A 17,047-nucleotide genomic window follows, 5' to 3' on the forward strand; every position below is an offset into this window, starting at 1 on the left:
AAGGCTCTACTTTATCGTAAAACGGTGAGGAGGTACGAACAGTGTTAAGTAGGTTTGATTATGTAAGACCACAGGTTCTTCAAGACGCTCTAACTTATCTGGAGCAAAATGCTGGCACTAAGATCTTGGCCGGTGGTACCGATTTAATGGTAATGTTACGCCGTAATGCAGAAATGCCTGAACATGTCTTAGACATCAAGGCATTGCCTGAAACTAAACGATTTGAATATAAGCCGCAAGAAGGTCTTTATATTGGTGCTTCAGTTACAGTTAATCAAGTTGCAGAAGCAGATTTTATTAAAGAAAAGTATGCGGCAATAGCTCAGGCAGCCGACTCATTAGCCTCTTATCAATTACGCAATCGTGCTACGTTAGTTGGAAACATCTGTAATGCCTCACCGGGTGCTGATTTATCCGGTCCGCTTTTGATCTATGGAGCAAAAGTTCATATTGCCAACGTAGAAGGCGGCCGTACTGTAGATATTAACGAATTTTTTACCGGTGTTAAAAAGACCGTCTTGAAGCAAGGCGAGCTGGTAATCGGTGTATCGATACCTGATGTTGCCTCCGGAGATGCTGGTATATACCTTAAGAGAACCCGTGTTAAAGGTCACGACTTGGGTATTGCCGGTGTAGCAATGCGTCTAACTGCCGACAAGAAAGTTGTGGTTGCCATGTCCGCTGTGGCGCCAACACCGATTCGCCTTACCAAACTGGAAGAATTCATTAACTCGAAGCCACTGACAGCCGAAACCGCTGCCTTGGCAGGCGAGGAAGTGCGTAAAATCATAAAACCAATTTCGGATGTGCGTTCTTCTGCCGAATACCGTCTGCATGTCTCCGGAGTAATGGTTAAACGCGCTTTAACCCAGTTGATGGCCAGGGGAGGTAAGTAAGATGTGCGATAAACACAATCAAAAAGACTGTTTTGAATATATCGACTCCGGTTTACCCCGTGTTTTTCTGAAATGTGTTGTTAACGGTGAAACCGTTCATGCTATGATCGATCCGACTATGACGCTGCTTAGCTTCCTCCGTAAAGACATGAAGCTTTTTGGTGTTAAGGAAGGTTGCGGCGAAGGCGAGTGCGGCGCATGCACCGTTATAATGAATGGTGTGACCGTTAACTCCTGCCTAGTTCTGGCTGTTGAGGCTCAAAGTGCTGATATTACTACAGTAGAAGGCCTAAGCAACGATGGCGAGCTCTCAATTCTGCAGCAAGAATTTATGAAGCATGATGGTCTCCAATGTGGTTTTTGTACTCCTGGCATGCTGATGTCTGCGCGGAACTTGCTTGACCGGAATCCGGATCCGACTGAAGAAGAAATCAAAGAAGCAATTGCCGGGAATTTCTGTCGCTGCACAGGATATGTCACCATTATTGCCGCTATATCCTCAGCAGCCAAGCTGGAGCGGGAGGCGAAGAGATAATGAATGAAAAAAAATATCGTCATATCGGTAAATCTCCCTTGCGGGTCGAGGCTCGTGAAAAAGTAACAGGCCGGGCGACATATACGTTTGATATGGAACTGCCGGGAATGCTGTATGCTAAATGTCTGCATTCGCCCTATGCCCGCGCCGAGATTGTCAGCATAGATAGTAGTGCCGCTAAAGCTTTGCCTGGTGTTAAGGCCGTTCTTACCGGTGAAGATATTCCGTATCTACTCGGTTTATACATGATTGATAAACGTGTATTGGCCCGGGGCGCGGTAAGATATCAAGGCGAGGCAGTCGTAGCTGTTGCCGCAGTCGATGAAGAAACTGCTGAGAGAGCACTTTCACTTATAAAGATTGAATATAAACAGTTGCCAAGTGTACAGACAATTGATGAAGCTTTGGAAGCTAAAATTCTGGTACACGAAGACATTAACGAACTTGAGTATATCAAGGGCGTATTCTTCCCGCAGCCTGATTCCAATATTGCCAGCTGGAACAAAACTATTAAAGGCGACATCAAAAAAGGCTTTGCTGAAGCAGATCTAATTGTTGAAAGCGAGTTGACCTTGCCGCCGGTAGCACACGTTCCAATGGAGACACATGTTGCTATTGCTCAGGCGGATCCTTTCTCTAATCAAATTAAGATCTGGACTTCCACCCAATCTCCTTTTGGTGTAAGACAGCTTTTAGGTAAAGCTTTTGGCATTTCCGAAGGTGAAATTCAAGTAACTGCTCCTTATGTAGGCGGCGGTTTCGGCGGTAAGGCCGGTATTCATCTTGAGCCACTGGTAGTTGTTCTTTCGCGGGCTTGCAAAGGCCGTCCGGTTAAATTAACAGCTACTCGTGAAGAAGAGTTCAACCAACTGCCGTGTCGTGCCGGCATGCGTGGCCATATTAAGACCGGCGTAACCAAAGACGGTAAAATCACTGCTGTTGAGATTATCTATGACTGGGACAGCGGTGCATACGCCGATTATGGTGTAAACGTTGGTAGAGCAGCAACCTATTCCGGTGCCGGCGCTTATGAACTCCCCAACATCGAATTGCATTCCCGTACGGTATATACCAATAAAGTATTCAGCACCGCATACCGTGGTTTCGGTCACTTAGAGACCCACTGGATTGTTGAACGCCAGATGGATTTAGTAGCCCAAAAACTTGGTATGGATCCGTACGAGTTCCGTATGAAGAACATTCTGCGTGATGGCGCTCACACAATCAGTGGCGAGCACTTCACTGCAAGCTCCGGTCGTCCTGATAAGTGCTTGGAAGCAGTTGCTAACGAAATTGGCTGGACTGGTTTCCAACCTGAAGCCGACCGTAAAGCTCAATTTAAGACCGGTAAGGTTCGCGGTAAAGGTATTGCCTGCTTACAAAAAGCTCCTGCTATGCCTTCCAATACTTCGACAGCTGCCATTATGCAGATGGATGCAGACGGTAATGTACGGGTAATGGTTGGCGGTGTAGATATGGGCCAAGGTTCCAATACGGTAATGGGTCAGATTGCTGCCGAAGTATTGGATATGCCGCTGGAAAAAGTTAAAGTTGTTTGGGAAAATGATACTGACCGCAATCCTTATGACTGGTCAACGGTCGCCTCCAAATACACCTTTATGGGCGGTAATGCCGTAAAACGCTGCGCTCAGAACATGGTTAAACAAATGAAAGAGATTGCCGCTCAGGTTCTAAGGTGTCCTGTTGAGGAACTGGAACATGGCGATGAAGCTATTTACCATATCCAACACACTAATAAACGTATTTCCTATAAAGAGTTAGCCATGGGTTATGTCTACGAAAACGGCAACGGTATCGGTGGAGCACTCGTCTCTCACGGTGTCTATATGGCCGAAGGGTTAACTTACCTTAATCCTGAAAATGGTCAAGGTCTGCCGGCCTTAGACTGGACGTTTGGTGCTCACGGAGTAGAACTTGAGGTTGACCTTGAGACTGGTGATATTGAGATTATAAAAATTGCTTCGGCTTTCGATATTGGTCAAGCAATTAATAGAAAACTGGTTGAAGGACAAATTATCGGCGGCGTAGTACAAGGTATTGGTTCAGCTGTACTGGAGACCTTCAAGTTTAGTCCTGATGGCCGTATGCTCAATCCTTCCTTTACCGACAATAAGATTCCGACAGCCAAAGACCTTCCTGGTAAAATTGTACCAATTATTGTAGAATATCCGCAGACCGATGGACCGTTCGGCGCCCGCGGTATTGGGGAACACCCGATGGTTTCCGTACCTTCAGTCATTGCTAATGCTTTGTATGATGCTCTTGGCATTAACTTCTATCACTTACCAATGTCGCCGGAAGCTGTTGCTTTGGCAGTAGCTAAGGAAAAATTAATCTAATTCGTTAGCATGAATTAGAGCAAGATTTTTGTGATATAGTAATACTTGTTGAAAACAGACTTATCTTCAGATGGGAAGTTATCTATCTGGAGATAAGTCGTCCCCTTATATAGGGACTAACTACCGCTAACTTCTGGTTTTGCCTAAGGGTATAGAAAAACAGCAATCTGGAAGAAGGTAGTTATTGACAAAAGCTGTACTAGGTGCTGGAGGAATAAACTATGGCAATGCGGCAAGTACGGGTGGAAGATGCAGTTGGTATGGTACTGGGGCATGAATTGACTAAAATTGTGCCCGGTGAGTACAAAGGACCGGCTTTTAGGAAAGGACACATCATTCAGCCCGAAGATATTGTTCATCTTAAAAGTATCGGCAAAGATCATATCTATTTGTTTGAACTTGGTCCTGATGAAGTTCATGAAAACGAAGCTGCTTTGCGATTAGCTAAAGCTGTAGCTGGGGAAGGCATAACTCTTGATGCGCCGGGCGAGGGACGCGTAAATTTGCGGGCCGCTGTCAGTGGTATGCTTACCGTAAACCTAGAGGCGCTCACTGCTGTTAACATGACTGATCATTTAGCGCTTGCTACTCTCCATAGTGGTACTGTGGTTGAGGCTGGAGCGCTGGTGGCCGGAGCCAAAATCATTCCGCTGGTAATTGCAGAAGAGCTGCTTAAACAGGTAGAGGCCAGTGCCGGTAAATACCGGCCTGTCATTACGGTGAAGGCTATGCGCAATAAAAAAGTAGGCATCATCATTACCGGCAATGAAGTATTCTACGGACGGATTACTGATAAATATGCACCTGTATTTGCGAAGAAGGCTGCCCAGTACGGAGCTACGATTTTAGGTACTGTTTATCAGCCTGATGACAGAGAACGTATTACTGCCAGTATCCTTGACTTTAAACAGCAGGGCGTAGATATTGTTATCGCCTCCGGCGGCATGTCAGTAGACCCTGATGATGTTACGCCAGATGCCATTAGAGCTACCGGCGCGAAAGTAGTTACTTATGGAACACCGATACTGCCGGGCGCTATGTTTATGCTTGCTGAGCTTGACGGTATGACCATCATGGGCATGCCAGCCTGCGGTATGTACTCGCAGACAACCGTATTTGACTTAGTTTTACCAAGGGTACTTGCCGATATTCCGGTTACCAAAGCCGATTTGGCTGCTATGGGACATGGCGGCTTGTGCCTGTCCTGCCAGGAATGCGTGTATCCGCATTGTCCCTTTGGTAAGTAATTTTTCAGTATACTTGACAATGGATTTGTTTTTGTTTATGATATAAGCACAAAAAAATACGAATTTATTTTAGGAGGAGCCTGTCACCAAGGGGCTTCTCCTGTGTTTTTTTAAGAAAGGAAAAGGAGAGCCCTGGCAGGCTCCTCCTTTTCCTTTTAATTTCGGGGTAAGGAGGTATTGCATTTTTGGATAAACTAGAGTTGTCTTCAACCAAAATAATTAGAAGGAGTATTTACAATGTATACTAATCAAGCGGCAATCGCCGTAGGAATTTTTCTTGTGGCATATGGATTAATCATTTCAGAAAAAATTCATCGCACCGTTGTTGCTTTAGCGGGAGCAGTGCTTGTCATTATGTTTGGTGTGGTAAGCCAGGAACAGGCCATCCATCATATTGATTTTAATACCCTGGGCTTATTGGTAGGAATGATGGTTATTGTCGCTGTTACGAGTGAAACAGGCGTTTTCCGCTATTTAGCTATCTGGGCGGCAAAAGTGGTTGATGGCAATCCATTGAAGCTAATGATTGCCTTAAGTGTAATTACAGCAATATGCTCTGCTTTTCTTGACAATGTTACAACAGTACTACTAACTGTTCCGGTAACTATAAGTATCACAAAGCAGCTTCAAGTTAACCCAACCCCGTATTTGATTTCACAAATAATTGCATCCAATATTGGTGGTACGGCTACTCTTGTTGGTGATCCCCCTAATATTATGATCGGCAGTGCGGTGAAAGAATTGACCTTCCTGGCGTTTATCAACAATCTTGCCGCTATTTCTATGATTATTCTTGTGGTAAATATTGCGTTATTAGCTGTAATCTACCGGAAGCAGCTGGTAGCGAAAGCAGGAGTAAGTGAAACAATTATAAGCTTGGATCCAAGCAAACAAATACAAAATCCGAAGCTTTTAAAAATCTGTTTATTTGTGTTAGCTATTACCGTATCCATGTTCTTCTTGCATCAGCAACTACATCTGGAATCAGCCACGGTGGCTCTGTTTGGTGCGGTTCTATTGCTTGTTTTAGCAAAGAAAAATACTGACCACGATCTAGAGCATATTTTCCATAAAGTAGAGTGGGTTGCCCTGCTCTTCTTTGTCGGTTTGTTTATCTTGGTTGGAGGTCTTGTTGATACAGGTGTTATTTCTTTACTGGCGCAAAAATCAATGGAACTTACCGCAGGCAATCCGGCAACTACCGCGATGTTAATTTTATGGCTTAGTGCTATTGCTTCCGCATTTGTGGATAATATCCCCTTTGTAGCTACCATGATTCCGTTAATTAAGGATATGGGCGCATTGGGGTTAACCAATCTGGAACCGTTATGGTGGAGTCTGGCTCTGGGGGCTTGTTTGGGCGGAAACGGTACTCTTGTTGGCGCTAGTGCCAATGTTATTGTTGCTGGTCTAGCTGCGCAGGAAGGATATCAAATATCGTTTATTAAGTTTCTAAAAGTTGGTTTTCCGTTGATGTTACTGTCTATTCTTATCGCAAGTGTATATGTGTATTTGAGATATCTTGTCTAATTTGGCATATTAGCTGAGAATATGTTTAAGCTAATTTGGTAGAGTATTTGCATTCTTACACTATCGCTCAAGGCTTGTGCTCTATTTATGAGAAAGGGGATAAAATGGATACGCAGGCAGTGCTGGCATCGGGGATTTTCTTGATTGCTTATGCCATGATAATATCAGAAAAAATTCACAGGACCATTATCGCTATGATAGGCGGTTTAGCAATGATTGTTTTAGGTATTGTCGACCAAAGTCAGGCTTTGCATCACATTGATTTTAATACTTTGGGACTTTTGGCGGGAATGATGATAATTGTCGCTATTACCGGCGAAACCGGAGTATTTAACTATGTCGCTATATCTGCGGCAAAGAAAGCGCAGGGTGATCCACTGAGAATTCTCATTCTCTTAGGTCTTATTACTGCGTCAGCCTCTGCTTTTCTTGATAATGTGACAACAGTTCTATTAATGGTTCCAGTTACTTTCAGCATAACCCGGCAGCTTCAAGTTAATCCGGAACCTTATCTAATCACCCAAATTGTTGCTTCCAATATTGGTGGCACAGCTACTTTGATTGGTGATCCGCCCAATATCATGATAGGCAGCGCAGTAAAAGAACTTAGCTTTATGGATTTTATCAATAATCTAGCAGTTATTTCAGCTATCATTCTGGTAATAACGCTGTTGATTCTGGCATGGCTTTACCGCAACTCGCTAATAACGACAACAGTTTTAAAACAGGATCTTATGAATATAGATGAAGGCCAGGTAATAACAGATGCCCAGTTACTGCGAAAATGTCTATTGGTATTAGTGTTGACAATCTTAGGTTTCTTTCTCCACCAAATTTTCCATTTGGAATCAGCCACAGTGGCGTTAAGTGGTGCTTTTGTGTTATTACTAATAACTGCAAAATCAGAACACGCTTTGGAACATGCATTTAGCAGGGTGGAGTGGACTACGATTTTCTTTTTCGCAGGACTCTTTGTGTTAGTGTCTGGCTTAGTTGAGACAGGTATTATCTCGTCTTTAGCTGGTCAGGCCATGGTATTGACTAAGGGCGATGTAACAGCCGCTGCTATGTTTGTGTTATGGCTGAGTGCTATTGCATCAGGTTTTATTGACAATATCCCGTTCGTGGCTACTATGATTCCCATGATTCAGGATTTGGGCAATCTGGGTATTGCTAATCTGGAGCCGTTGTGGTGGAGTTTGGCGTTGGGAGCTTGCCTAGGAGGCAACGGCAGCCTTATTGGCTCAAGTGCCAACTTGATTGTTGCCGGGTTAGCAGCTCAACAGGGACATCCGATATCTTTTCTTCGATTTTTGCTAGTCGGGTTTCCTCTTATGCTGCTTTCCATTGCCATATCAACGGTATATATTTACCTTCGGTATTTATTCTGAGACTAACTCGCTTTTAAGAATCCCAGTTTCTAATCTACTTTATAACAGGGATGACAGGAGGGGGAACCGTGAATTTTAGTCCCAGGCTTGAAGTTGATCTCGATAAAATTAAATATAACGCAGCTCGAATAGTAGCTCTTTGTCATCAACACGGTATAGCCGTACTTGGCGTTACTAAAGGTATTGCCGCTATTCCCCAAATTGTATCGGCCTTGCTGGAAGGGGGTGTTGATGGATTGGCTGATGCCAGAACGGAAAATATTATTGAACTACGTAATGAAGGCTTTACTGCCCCAATAACTTTATTGCGTATTCCACGGCTAAGCGATGTGGAAAATGTTGTAAAATACAGTAACGTAAGTGTTAACTCTGAAATTGAGGTGATTCGGGCATTGGGGCGGGCGGCGCAAAATTTGGGGATCGATCATGATATTATTTTAATGGTGGATGTTGGCGACCTGCGGGAAGGTGTTATGAGTGAGAATGTCCTTGATATAGTTCGCAAAGTAATACAAATAGAAGGTATTACTCTCCAAGGGCTTGGGACCAATATGGGATGCTTTGGTGGCATTTTACCAGAATACAGCAATCTGAGCATTTTGGTAGAACTTGCCCAGGAAATTGCGTTAAAAGTAGGAGTTTCTTTGCAGGTACTTTCCGGCGGTGGAAGTTCCAGTTTGCTTCTTGTTGAAGAAGGAGGAGTTCCTGCTGGGATTAACCAGTTGAGGGTTGGTGAGGCAATGTTTTTAGGAACCGATACAACAAATAATCGTATAATAGACTGGCTTAAAACGGATGCTTTTTTATTAAAGGCTGAGGTTATCGAAGTGAAAACTAAACCATCAGTTCCTATCGGTAATATTGGCCGGGATGCATTTGGTAATATACCGGAATTTGCAGATAATGGTATGAGGAACAGAGCTATTGTGGCTTTGGGCAAACAAGATGTATACATTGAGGGCCTTATACCTGTTGATGACCAGACATCGATATTAGGAGCTAGTAGTGACCATATGATTTTAGACATTACCGATACACGTCAACAGATAAGTGTTGGCGATGAACTGGAGTTTCGGGTTACTTATTCTGGGCTATTGTCAGTTAGTCAATCAAAGTATGTTACTAAAGTATTTAGGAAGGATGCAGTATGGTTGAGTTAATTACTACGGTAGAACACGAAATAGTTGAGCGATTGGTAGAATTGGAACAAGAAGTTTTTGGTCATGGGGGAATGAATGAGTGGCATCTTGTACCTGTAATTCGGCATGGACAGGTATTTGTTATTAAGGAGGCAGATTTAGTAATTGGTTGTATTCAGTACATGCTGGACTGGAATAATCCCCATTTAGCTTATATGATTGGAGTATCAGTAACAAGACAGAACCGCGGCAAAGGAACAGGAACGAAGCTTCTTAAAAAAAGTATAGACATGTTATTCGCCGATAAAATTACCGAGATCGAGTTGACAGTGGATTCTGCCAATGTGGTAGCCGTCAAGATATATAAAAAACTAGGATTTGAAGTAACGGAATTTAGGCAGAATGAATATGGCGAGGGACATGACCGACTTGTTATGGTACTTGCCAAAAATAAGTTTATTCCGTGACTAACCTGCTCTAAGAATTCTAGCTTTTACAAGTGGAAGCTTAGAGCGGATTCCCCGTGCCGCTAATTTGTGATTCGAACGGTAGACGCATAAACGCCCTTCCTTGCTAAAGAGAATGTTAGGTTCACTTTGCAAGGAAGGGCGTTTTAGGCATTTTCGCAGTTTATTTATTTTTCATCCGTTTGCTGATAATCCGGGCAGCATGGATACCGCTGGCGCTGGCTTGCGATAGGCCGCGGGTAATACCGGCGCCGTCACCGATGGCAAACATGTTGTCAATTTCAGTTTCTAGCTCCCCTGTCAATTTGAGGCGTGAACTATAGAATTTAACCTCAACTCCATACAACAGGGTATCGTCATTGGTCATACCTGGAGCGATTTTATTGAGCGCGTAGATCATTTCAATAATATTGTCAAGATGACGTTTGGGCAGAACCAGGCTCAGATCGCCGGGAGTAGCTTCCAGGGTTGGTTTGGTAAAGCTTTGAGACAAACGGTGTTCATTGGTTCGCCGGCCTTTTAACAGATCGCCGAACCGCTGCACTAATACGCCGCCGCCCAACATATTCGAGAAAGAAGCAATCCGTTTACCATATTGGTGTGGCTCATTGAAAGGCTCGGTAAACCGGTTGCTTACGAGGAGCGCAAAGTTGGTATTTTTACTGTGCAGTTTTTCGTCCCGGTAGCTGTGACCATTTACAGTAACAATACCATCGGTATTTTCAGCGACAACATAGCCTTTAGGATTCATGCAGAAAGTCCGGACTAAGTCGCCGTACTGTTTGGTTCGATATACTAATTTGGCTTCATAGACATCATCGGTGATATGCTGGAAGATTTCCGCCGGAATTTCCACCCGGACACCGACGTCAACCTGGTTATTCGTTAACGACAGACCCAAATCCCGGCATTGATTAGCAAACCATTCTGAACCGGCGCGGCCAGGAGCGGCGATAAGATAATCACAGGCAATGATGCCGTTTTTTGCTGTTTCCATAACAAAACCGTTATCCTGCTTTTTGATAGAGCTAACAGTAACACCGAACATCATGGTGATATGTTCTTTTAAATAGTCATATAATGACTGCAGGATTTTCAGGTTATTTTCGGTTCCCAGGTGGCGAACCTTGGCATCAAGTAAATGCAGGTCATATTTCAAGGCTTCCTTGCCCAGATTACTATTCTGAGTGCTGAAGTATTCAACCGGGGCGCCGTAGTTTATATTAATTTGGTCAACATAGTCAATTAGGTCAAGGACGGTTTGATCAGGCAAGTATTCGTTGAGCCAGCCGCCGAATTGGGTGGTAAAATTGTATTTACCGTCGGAGAAGGCACCTGCGCCGCCAAAACCGCGCATAATGGCACAAGGATTGCACTTTATGCAAGCAGGTACTTTTTTATCCGAGATAGGGCAGCTTCGGGTATAAATATCGTGACCGGCTTCTATGAGAACTACCTTGACGTCGGGATTGTTTTTGATAAGTTCATAGGCGGCAAATACAGCGGCAGGACCACCGCCGACGATGCCAATGTCAAATTTTTCAGTCATTACAAAACCACCTTTCCGTTTGATTGGGGCGCAAACCGTACAACATTATACTTTACCAAATACTGTTTGTAAATAGGAAAGTTACGAAATTGCTATTGCTGATGATAGAATAATATCATTAGGTAATAGATTTGGTACATCTAACGGCAGAACGAGGTTAGTCTCTGTTATTTTTCCGGTTTTCAGTAATTTTTAATAATATATTTACCCACCTTGAATGGAAGAAGTTTGCAATAAAAGTATGGATTAGTTCACCAATTGTTCACAGTTCTGTCACAATTTTGCCGACAAAGTACGATATACTTAAATCAAATAAACCGCAAGGAGTGATTGACAATGAAAAAAATTACCGGTTTTGCTCTTGTTGGCGTACTGGTGTTGTCACTGGCCGGAGCAGTAGTTTTTGCAGCGCCGAAAGGTGATTTTGGACCAGGAGGGTTCTGCCCGCCTGTCGGCCCCAATGGTCAGCAGGTTACATTAAATGATGAGCAAAAGGCACAGTTTGCTGCTTGGCACCAAGAAAGAATTGAACAGGAAAAACAAGTTCTGAAAAAACAAGTGGAGTGGGGCTGGATAACCCAAGAGCAGGCCGACCAGAGGATAGCTTTTATGGAACAGCGTCAAAAGCAGGTTACTTTGACAGATGAGCAAAAGGCACAGTTTGCTACCTGGCATCAGGAAAGAGTTGAACAGGAAAAACAAGTTCTGAAAAAACAAGTGGAATGGGGCTGGATAACCCAGGAGCAGGCCGACAAACGGATAGCCTTTATGGAACAGCACCAAAAAGATGGAAACTTTGGTATGGGAATGGGTCATGGGCATCATGGGAAAGGTATGGGAATGGGACCCCGAAATGGTGAATGCCCTAACTTCGCCCCTGCCGGACAAAAACAATAGTTGACTTATGAACAGCCTGTCGCCGAGTATTGCGGCAGGCTGTTTATTCTGTTTTGTCTATAAAGCTAACTTTCGCCTGGATAGAGGCAATATGGCTTTTTGCATTCATCAAATTTCTACAGTGCTTTCTGCGAAAGTCTAACAATGACAAACTCTCCGGCAGATAATTACAATTTTTGATATAATAATTGTGAATGAAACTTGTATTATACATGAGAGGAAGATAGGCAATGCCGGAATTCATAATCCAGATTGATTTTACGGACCGCCCGGGATTAGGATATGAGATATTTAAAATCACCGAAAACAATGGCATTGATAAAATAGCCATGGAGGTACTTCCTAAACATGGAATGGTTATTCAGTTTCAGTGTGCTTTGGATGAGCAGGTTCAAAAATTAGTAGCAGACCTAAAGGCATTGAATAATATTACCGCAGTTACCTTTCGCAATCAAATGCCCTATCAGGAAAAGGAGCATGAATTAAGAACTATTCTTGACTCTGTTAGCGAAGGGGTGCTTGCTATCGATAAGGATGGGAAGATATCGCATATTAACGAAGTTGCCTGCAACATATTTAATTGCCTTCCGGAAGAGGTCAAAGGTCTAGGTGTGGAAAAAGTGCTGGGTGAAAATACACCGGTCCTTGAAACACTAAGGCTTGGTAATCCATGCCGATTGAAAGAACGAAAGATAAGGAAAGACGGCAAAACTATACAATTTCTCACAAGCAGTGTCCCGGTTAAGAATGATCAAGGGCGGATCATCGGAGTTGTATCTACCATCCAAGATTTTTATCAAGTAGAAAAAGTAATTCTGCAGGCGGATAAGAGACGACAGTTAATTACTTTTGATGATATTGTGCATCAAAGCCGCCAAATGACTCAGCTTATAACCGCTGCGCGCACGGTAGCCAAGAGCGCCTCAACTGTATTATTACGCGGAGAAAGCGGCACAGGCAAAGAACTGTTTGCAACCGCTATTCACACAAACAGCCTAAGGTGCCGTAATCAATTTATTGCAATCAATTGTACGGCATTAACAGATACGCTTTTGGAAAGTGAGCTGTTTGGCTATGAAGAAGGTGCTTTTACGGGTGCGGCTAAAGGCGGGAAGCAAGGTTTGTTTGAACAGGCTAACGGGGGAACGTTATTTTTAGACGAAGTAGGAGATATCTCACCGCGCCTGCAAGTCCAACTGCTGCGTGTGCTGCAAGAGGGGACAATCCGGCGGGTGGGAGGAAGTAAGGAGATTGCGGTAGATGTACGCATAATAGCCGCTACCCACCGAAATTTGGAAGAAATGATTTCTAGCGGTCAATTCCGGGAGGATTTATATTACCGCCTTAATGTTATTCCTTTGAGAATTTTGCCGCTGCGGGAAAGAAAAGAGGATATTCCTTTGCTTGCCCAGCATTTAATCCGGAAAATTTGTAAAAAGTTAAATAAACCCGAGGTTTATTTAAGCAAAGAAAGTCTGGAACTGTTTATGGTGCAAGACTGGCCGGGCAATGTCCGGCAATTAGAAAATACCCTGGAACGGTTAATTAATTTGACGGATGCCGCGGAAATCCAGCCTGAGCATATTTTTGCCTGGACAGATATAACAAATGTGAATAATAGCATTAAAACTACTTTAGGCAAACAGCAAGCATTCCAGGTGGAAATTCCGCTTGAGGGTGAATGGCCGCAACTAAAGGATATTGTAGCCAGTGTTGAAAAAGAAGTGATTTCACAGGTTTTAAAGAAATATCCGTCATCCCGGCAGGCCGGACAAGTGTTAGGGGTGTCAAACACCACGATTTTAAATAAAATCCATGCGTACAAAATTTGATAAAGTAGAGTTAGCTTCAGGTGAGTTTTTTTCGCTGCTGGCATATAAATTGCATATATTGAATTATCAGAGTTTTTTATTTTTTGCCAAAAATGCGAAAGGAGCGAAAAATGAATTCAGAAAACAATGGCATGCATCGAGGATTAAAAAATCGTCATATCCAAATGATTGCTCTTGGTGGAGCAATCGGCACAGGCCTATTCTATGGTTCGGCTCAAACAATTCAATTAGCAGGACCGGCAATTACGCTCTCGTATCTTATCGGTGGAACAGTAATTTTTTTCATTATGAGAATGCTTGGCGAAATGTCGGTGGACGAGCCTGTTTCCGGTTCCTTTAGTCATTTTGCTTACAAGTACTGGGGGGAGTTTCCGGGGTTCTTGTCCGGCTGGAACTATTGGTTTAATTACATTATTGTCAGCATGGCTGAATTAACTGCAGTAGGTATTTATATTAATTATTGGTGGCCGGAAGTGCCTCACTGGGTATCGGCTTTAGTGTGTCTGGTGGTAATAACGTTGTTAAATTTAATTGAAGTTAAGATGTATGGGGAACTTGAGTTCTGGTTTGCTATCATTAAAGTAGCCGCTATTGTTGGTATGATTGTTTTTGGGCTTTTGATGATCTTTACAGGTATAGGTTTAGGCGGCCACGCTATTGGATTCGATAATCTTTGGGTCCATGGCGGGTTTATGCCTAACGGAGTATGGGGACTGCTGCTTTCCTTGGTCATAGTCATGTTTTCTTTCGGGGGGATTGAACTAATTGGGATTACCGCCGGCGAAGCCGACAATCCTAAAAAATCAATTGCTCAGGCGATTAATCAGGTAATCTGGCGAATTCTCATCTTCTATGTCGGAGCCTTAACCGTATTAATGATTATTTATCCCTGGAACAAAGTGGGCTTAGATGGAAGTCCGTTTGTGCAGATTTTTTCAAAAATGGGTATTTCGTCAGCCGCTACTATCCTGAATATAGTAGTTCTTACGGCTGCTTTATCAGTTTATAATAGCGGTATTTATAGCAATGCCCGCATGCTGTATGGGTTGGCGCAGCAAGGAAACGCGCCTAAGTTGTTTGCCAAGTTAAATAATAAGGGTGTTCCGGTTACAAGCGTTCTAGCCTCTTCGGCCTGTACGCTGGTTGCCGTGGTATTAAATTATCTGCTGCCGGGAAAAGTGTTCATGTATTTAATTTCGGTTGCAATTTTAGCGGCCATTATTAACTGGGCTATGATTATTATTGCCAACCTTAAGTTTCGTGCCGTCAAAGGTGCTGATGCGGCAAAATTGGACTTTAAAGTCCCGCTGTATCCGCTTTCAAATTATGTTTGTTTAGGTTTCTTAGCAATGATTATTGTCTTAATGCTGCAAATCGAAGACATGAAATTGTCGGTATATATTATGCCGTTATGGCTGGTCATTTTATGGATTGGATTTAAGCTTAAGCAAAGATATTTACCTTCAAATATCAGTAACAGCATAGGAAAGTAAGTTATTTTGACAAGTTTTCTTATCGAGATGATAAGAAAACTTGTCAATTTTTTTTATCAGGAGTTTGAAAATGTCTGTTTATGTTGCAATTATTTGTTTGGCACAATACTTGCTTACTTTAAATACATATAAGAAATTAACTATAATTTTAAAATGGGGGAATTCGTTATGGCAATTAAGTATATTCCGGAACCTTTTAGAATTAAGATGGTAGAACCAATTAAAATGCTTACCCGTGAGGAACGGGAACAAAAAATCAAAGAAGCAAAATACAATTTATTCAATCTTGCTGGACAAGATGTTTACATTGATTTGTTGACAGACTCGGGAACCAATGCCATGTCTGACCAAATGTGGGCAGGCGTTATGCGGGGCGATGAGGCGTATGCCGGTTCAAGCAGCTATTACAAGCTGGTTGAAGCAGGTAAAGATATTTTTAACTATGGCTTTATCCAGCCTGTTCACCAGGGGCGTGCCGCTGAAAAGGTTCTTTTTGGGACAATGCTGGAAAAAGGAAAGGTCGCCATTTCCAATATGTTCTTTGACACTACCAGGGCTCACGTTGAACTGTGCGGGGCACGGGCTATCGACTGTGTTGTTGAAGAAGCAAAAGATCCTACGAAAAGAGCTCCCTTCAAAGGCAATATGAATGTTGAAAAAATGGAAAAAATTATTTTGGAACAAGGCCCGGAAAATGTTGGGCTTGTTGTTATGACCGTTACCAATAACTCTGCCGGCGGCCAGCCGGTATCTGTACAGAATGTTCGCGACGTAGCGGCTGTTTGTAAGAAATACAATATTCCTCTTAATATTGATGCTGCACGTTATGCCGAGAATGCCTATTTCATTAAACAGCGTGAAGAAGAGTTTAAGAACAAGTCTATTAAAGAAATCATCAGAGCCATGTTTGACTGTGGCGATATGTTTACTATGTCTGCCAAGAAAGATACCATAGTAAACATGGGTGGGTTAATCGGCGTTAAGAATGCAGATTCTCCGCTGATTCTGCCAATCAAGGCCCGGTGTATTTCTTTTGAGGGCTTTACAACCTATGGCGGCCTTTCCGGACGTGATTTGGAAGCGTTAGCCATTGGTCTTTATGAAGGACTTAATGAAGATTATTTAAAATATCGTATTGGTCAGATGGAATATTTGGCAGCCAGATTGGATGATGCAGGTATTGCCTACCAGGCGCCGGTTGGCGGCCACGGTGTATTCGTAGACGCGAAAGCCATGTTCCCGCAGCTTCCTTACTATGAGTTCCCAGGTCAGGTTCTTGCCATTGAGTTGTATAAGGAAGCAGGCATTCGTACCTGTGATATAGGATCTTATATGCTGGGCAACGATCCTGATACCAAAGAGCAGCTTAAGGCGGATTTTGAGTTTACCCGCTTTGCTATTCCACGCCGTGTATATACTCAGGCCCATATTGATATTATGGCTGACGCTCTTATCGCCATTAAAGAAAGAGCACATGAGATTAAACATGGTTACAAAATTAGCTGGGAACCGCCAATTCTTCGCCACTTCCAGGCTCACCTTGCACCTGCCGAAGGCTAAGAAGCACGTAAATAGTAAATAGTGTTTTGAATTACACAGGACTGACATCGTTTTTATACGTTGTCAGTCCTTCGCATTTTCTCCTTTCGCTTAGGGAGTTTTTCGCTCTGTTTGCCTAGCTATGTTTTCTTCCCTCTCTGGCTATGATATG

The 17,047-nt window shown here is 43.1% G+C and carries 13 protein-coding genes; 12 read left to right on the forward strand and 1 reads right to left on the reverse strand.

Translation table 11 applies throughout. The annotated features are described in order from the left end of the window. The first annotated feature begins 41 nt into the window (after positions 1-41). From SRRS_RS04860 to SRRS_RS04895, 8 genes are all read left to right on the forward strand, one after another. Positions 42-896 carry a xanthine dehydrogenase family protein subunit M gene (locus SRRS_RS04860; RefSeq protein WP_371366727.1) on the forward strand — a complete coding sequence of 285 codons (855 nt, stop codon included), beginning with the start codon at positions 42-44 and terminating at the stop codon, positions 894-896. A gap of 1 nt (position 897) precedes the next feature. After that, positions 898-1,431 (forward strand): (2Fe-2S)-binding protein, encoded by a 534-nt coding sequence (locus SRRS_RS04865; RefSeq protein WP_371366729.1) that lies wholly within the window; start codon positions 898-900, stop codon positions 1,429-1,431. Further along, positions 1,431-3,791, forward strand: a complete 2,361-nt coding sequence (locus SRRS_RS04870; protein ID WP_371366730.1) for a xanthine dehydrogenase family protein molybdopterin-binding subunit — start codon at positions 1,431-1,433, stop codon at positions 3,789-3,791. The genes SRRS_RS04865 and SRRS_RS04870 overlap by 1 nt, the downstream gene beginning before the upstream one ends. Positions 3,792-4,012: 221 nt before the next feature. Then, complete coding sequence (locus SRRS_RS04875) at positions 4,013-5,038, forward strand: molybdopterin-binding protein (RefSeq protein WP_371366732.1); 1,026 nt, start codon at positions 4,013-4,015, stop codon at positions 5,036-5,038. Positions 5,039-5,275: 237 nt separating this feature from the next. Further along, positions 5,276-6,568: an ArsB/NhaD family transporter gene (locus SRRS_RS04880; protein WP_371366734.1), complete on the forward strand. Its 1,293-nt coding sequence runs from the start codon at positions 5,276-5,278 to the stop codon at positions 6,566-6,568. A gap of 104 nt (positions 6,569-6,672) precedes the next feature. After that, on the forward strand, positions 6,673-7,959 hold the full coding sequence (locus SRRS_RS04885; RefSeq protein WP_371366736.1) for an ArsB/NhaD family transporter: 1,287 nt from the start codon (positions 6,673-6,675) through the stop codon (positions 7,957-7,959). A 68-nt stretch (positions 7,960-8,027) separates the two neighbouring features. Further along, positions 8,028-9,119 carry an alanine/ornithine racemase family PLP-dependent enzyme gene (locus SRRS_RS04890; protein WP_371366738.1) on the forward strand — a complete coding sequence of 364 codons (1,092 nt, stop codon included), beginning with the start codon at positions 8,028-8,030 and terminating at the stop codon, positions 9,117-9,119. Beyond that, on the forward strand, positions 9,107-9,565 hold the full coding sequence (locus SRRS_RS04895) for a GNAT family N-acetyltransferase (protein ID WP_371366740.1): 459 nt from the start codon (positions 9,107-9,109) through the stop codon (positions 9,563-9,565). Before SRRS_RS04890 ends, SRRS_RS04895 begins: the two co-directional genes overlap by 13 nt. A gap of 163 nt (positions 9,566-9,728) precedes the next feature. Here SRRS_RS04895 and SRRS_RS04900 read toward each other — a convergent pair whose 3' ends face one another. Further along, complete coding sequence (locus tag SRRS_RS04900) at positions 9,729-11,114, reverse strand: NAD(P)/FAD-dependent oxidoreductase (RefSeq protein WP_371366742.1); 1,386 nt, start codon at positions 11,112-11,114, stop codon at positions 9,729-9,731. Positions 11,115-11,450: 336 nt separating this feature from the next. Between SRRS_RS04900 and SRRS_RS04905 the strand changes: the two genes are divergently transcribed. From SRRS_RS04905 to SRRS_RS04920, 4 genes are all read left to right on the forward strand, one after another. Then, positions 11,451-12,011 carry a DUF2680 domain-containing protein gene (locus SRRS_RS04905; RefSeq protein ID WP_371366744.1) on the forward strand — a complete coding sequence of 187 codons (561 nt, stop codon included), beginning with the start codon at positions 11,451-11,453 and terminating at the stop codon, positions 12,009-12,011. Positions 12,012-12,241: 230 nt separating this feature from the next. Further along, complete coding sequence (locus SRRS_RS04910; RefSeq protein WP_371366745.1) at positions 12,242-13,843, forward strand: sigma 54-interacting transcriptional regulator; 1,602 nt, start codon at positions 12,242-12,244, stop codon at positions 13,841-13,843. A 110-nt stretch (positions 13,844-13,953) separates the two neighbouring features. After that, positions 13,954-15,336 (forward strand): amino acid permease, encoded by a 1,383-nt coding sequence (locus SRRS_RS04915; RefSeq protein ID WP_371366747.1) that lies wholly within the window; start codon positions 13,954-13,956, stop codon positions 15,334-15,336. A gap of 168 nt (positions 15,337-15,504) precedes the next feature. Next, positions 15,505-16,896 (forward strand): tryptophanase, encoded by a 1,392-nt coding sequence (locus SRRS_RS04920; RefSeq protein ID WP_371366749.1) that lies wholly within the window; start codon positions 15,505-15,507, stop codon positions 16,894-16,896. Positions 16,897-17,047: the final 151 nt, after the last annotated feature.

The sequence above is a fragment of the Sporomusa rhizae genome (assembly GCF_041428845.1).
GTDB classification, from domain to species: Bacteria; Bacillota; Negativicutes; order Sporomusales; family Sporomusaceae; genus Sporomusa; species Sporomusa rhizae.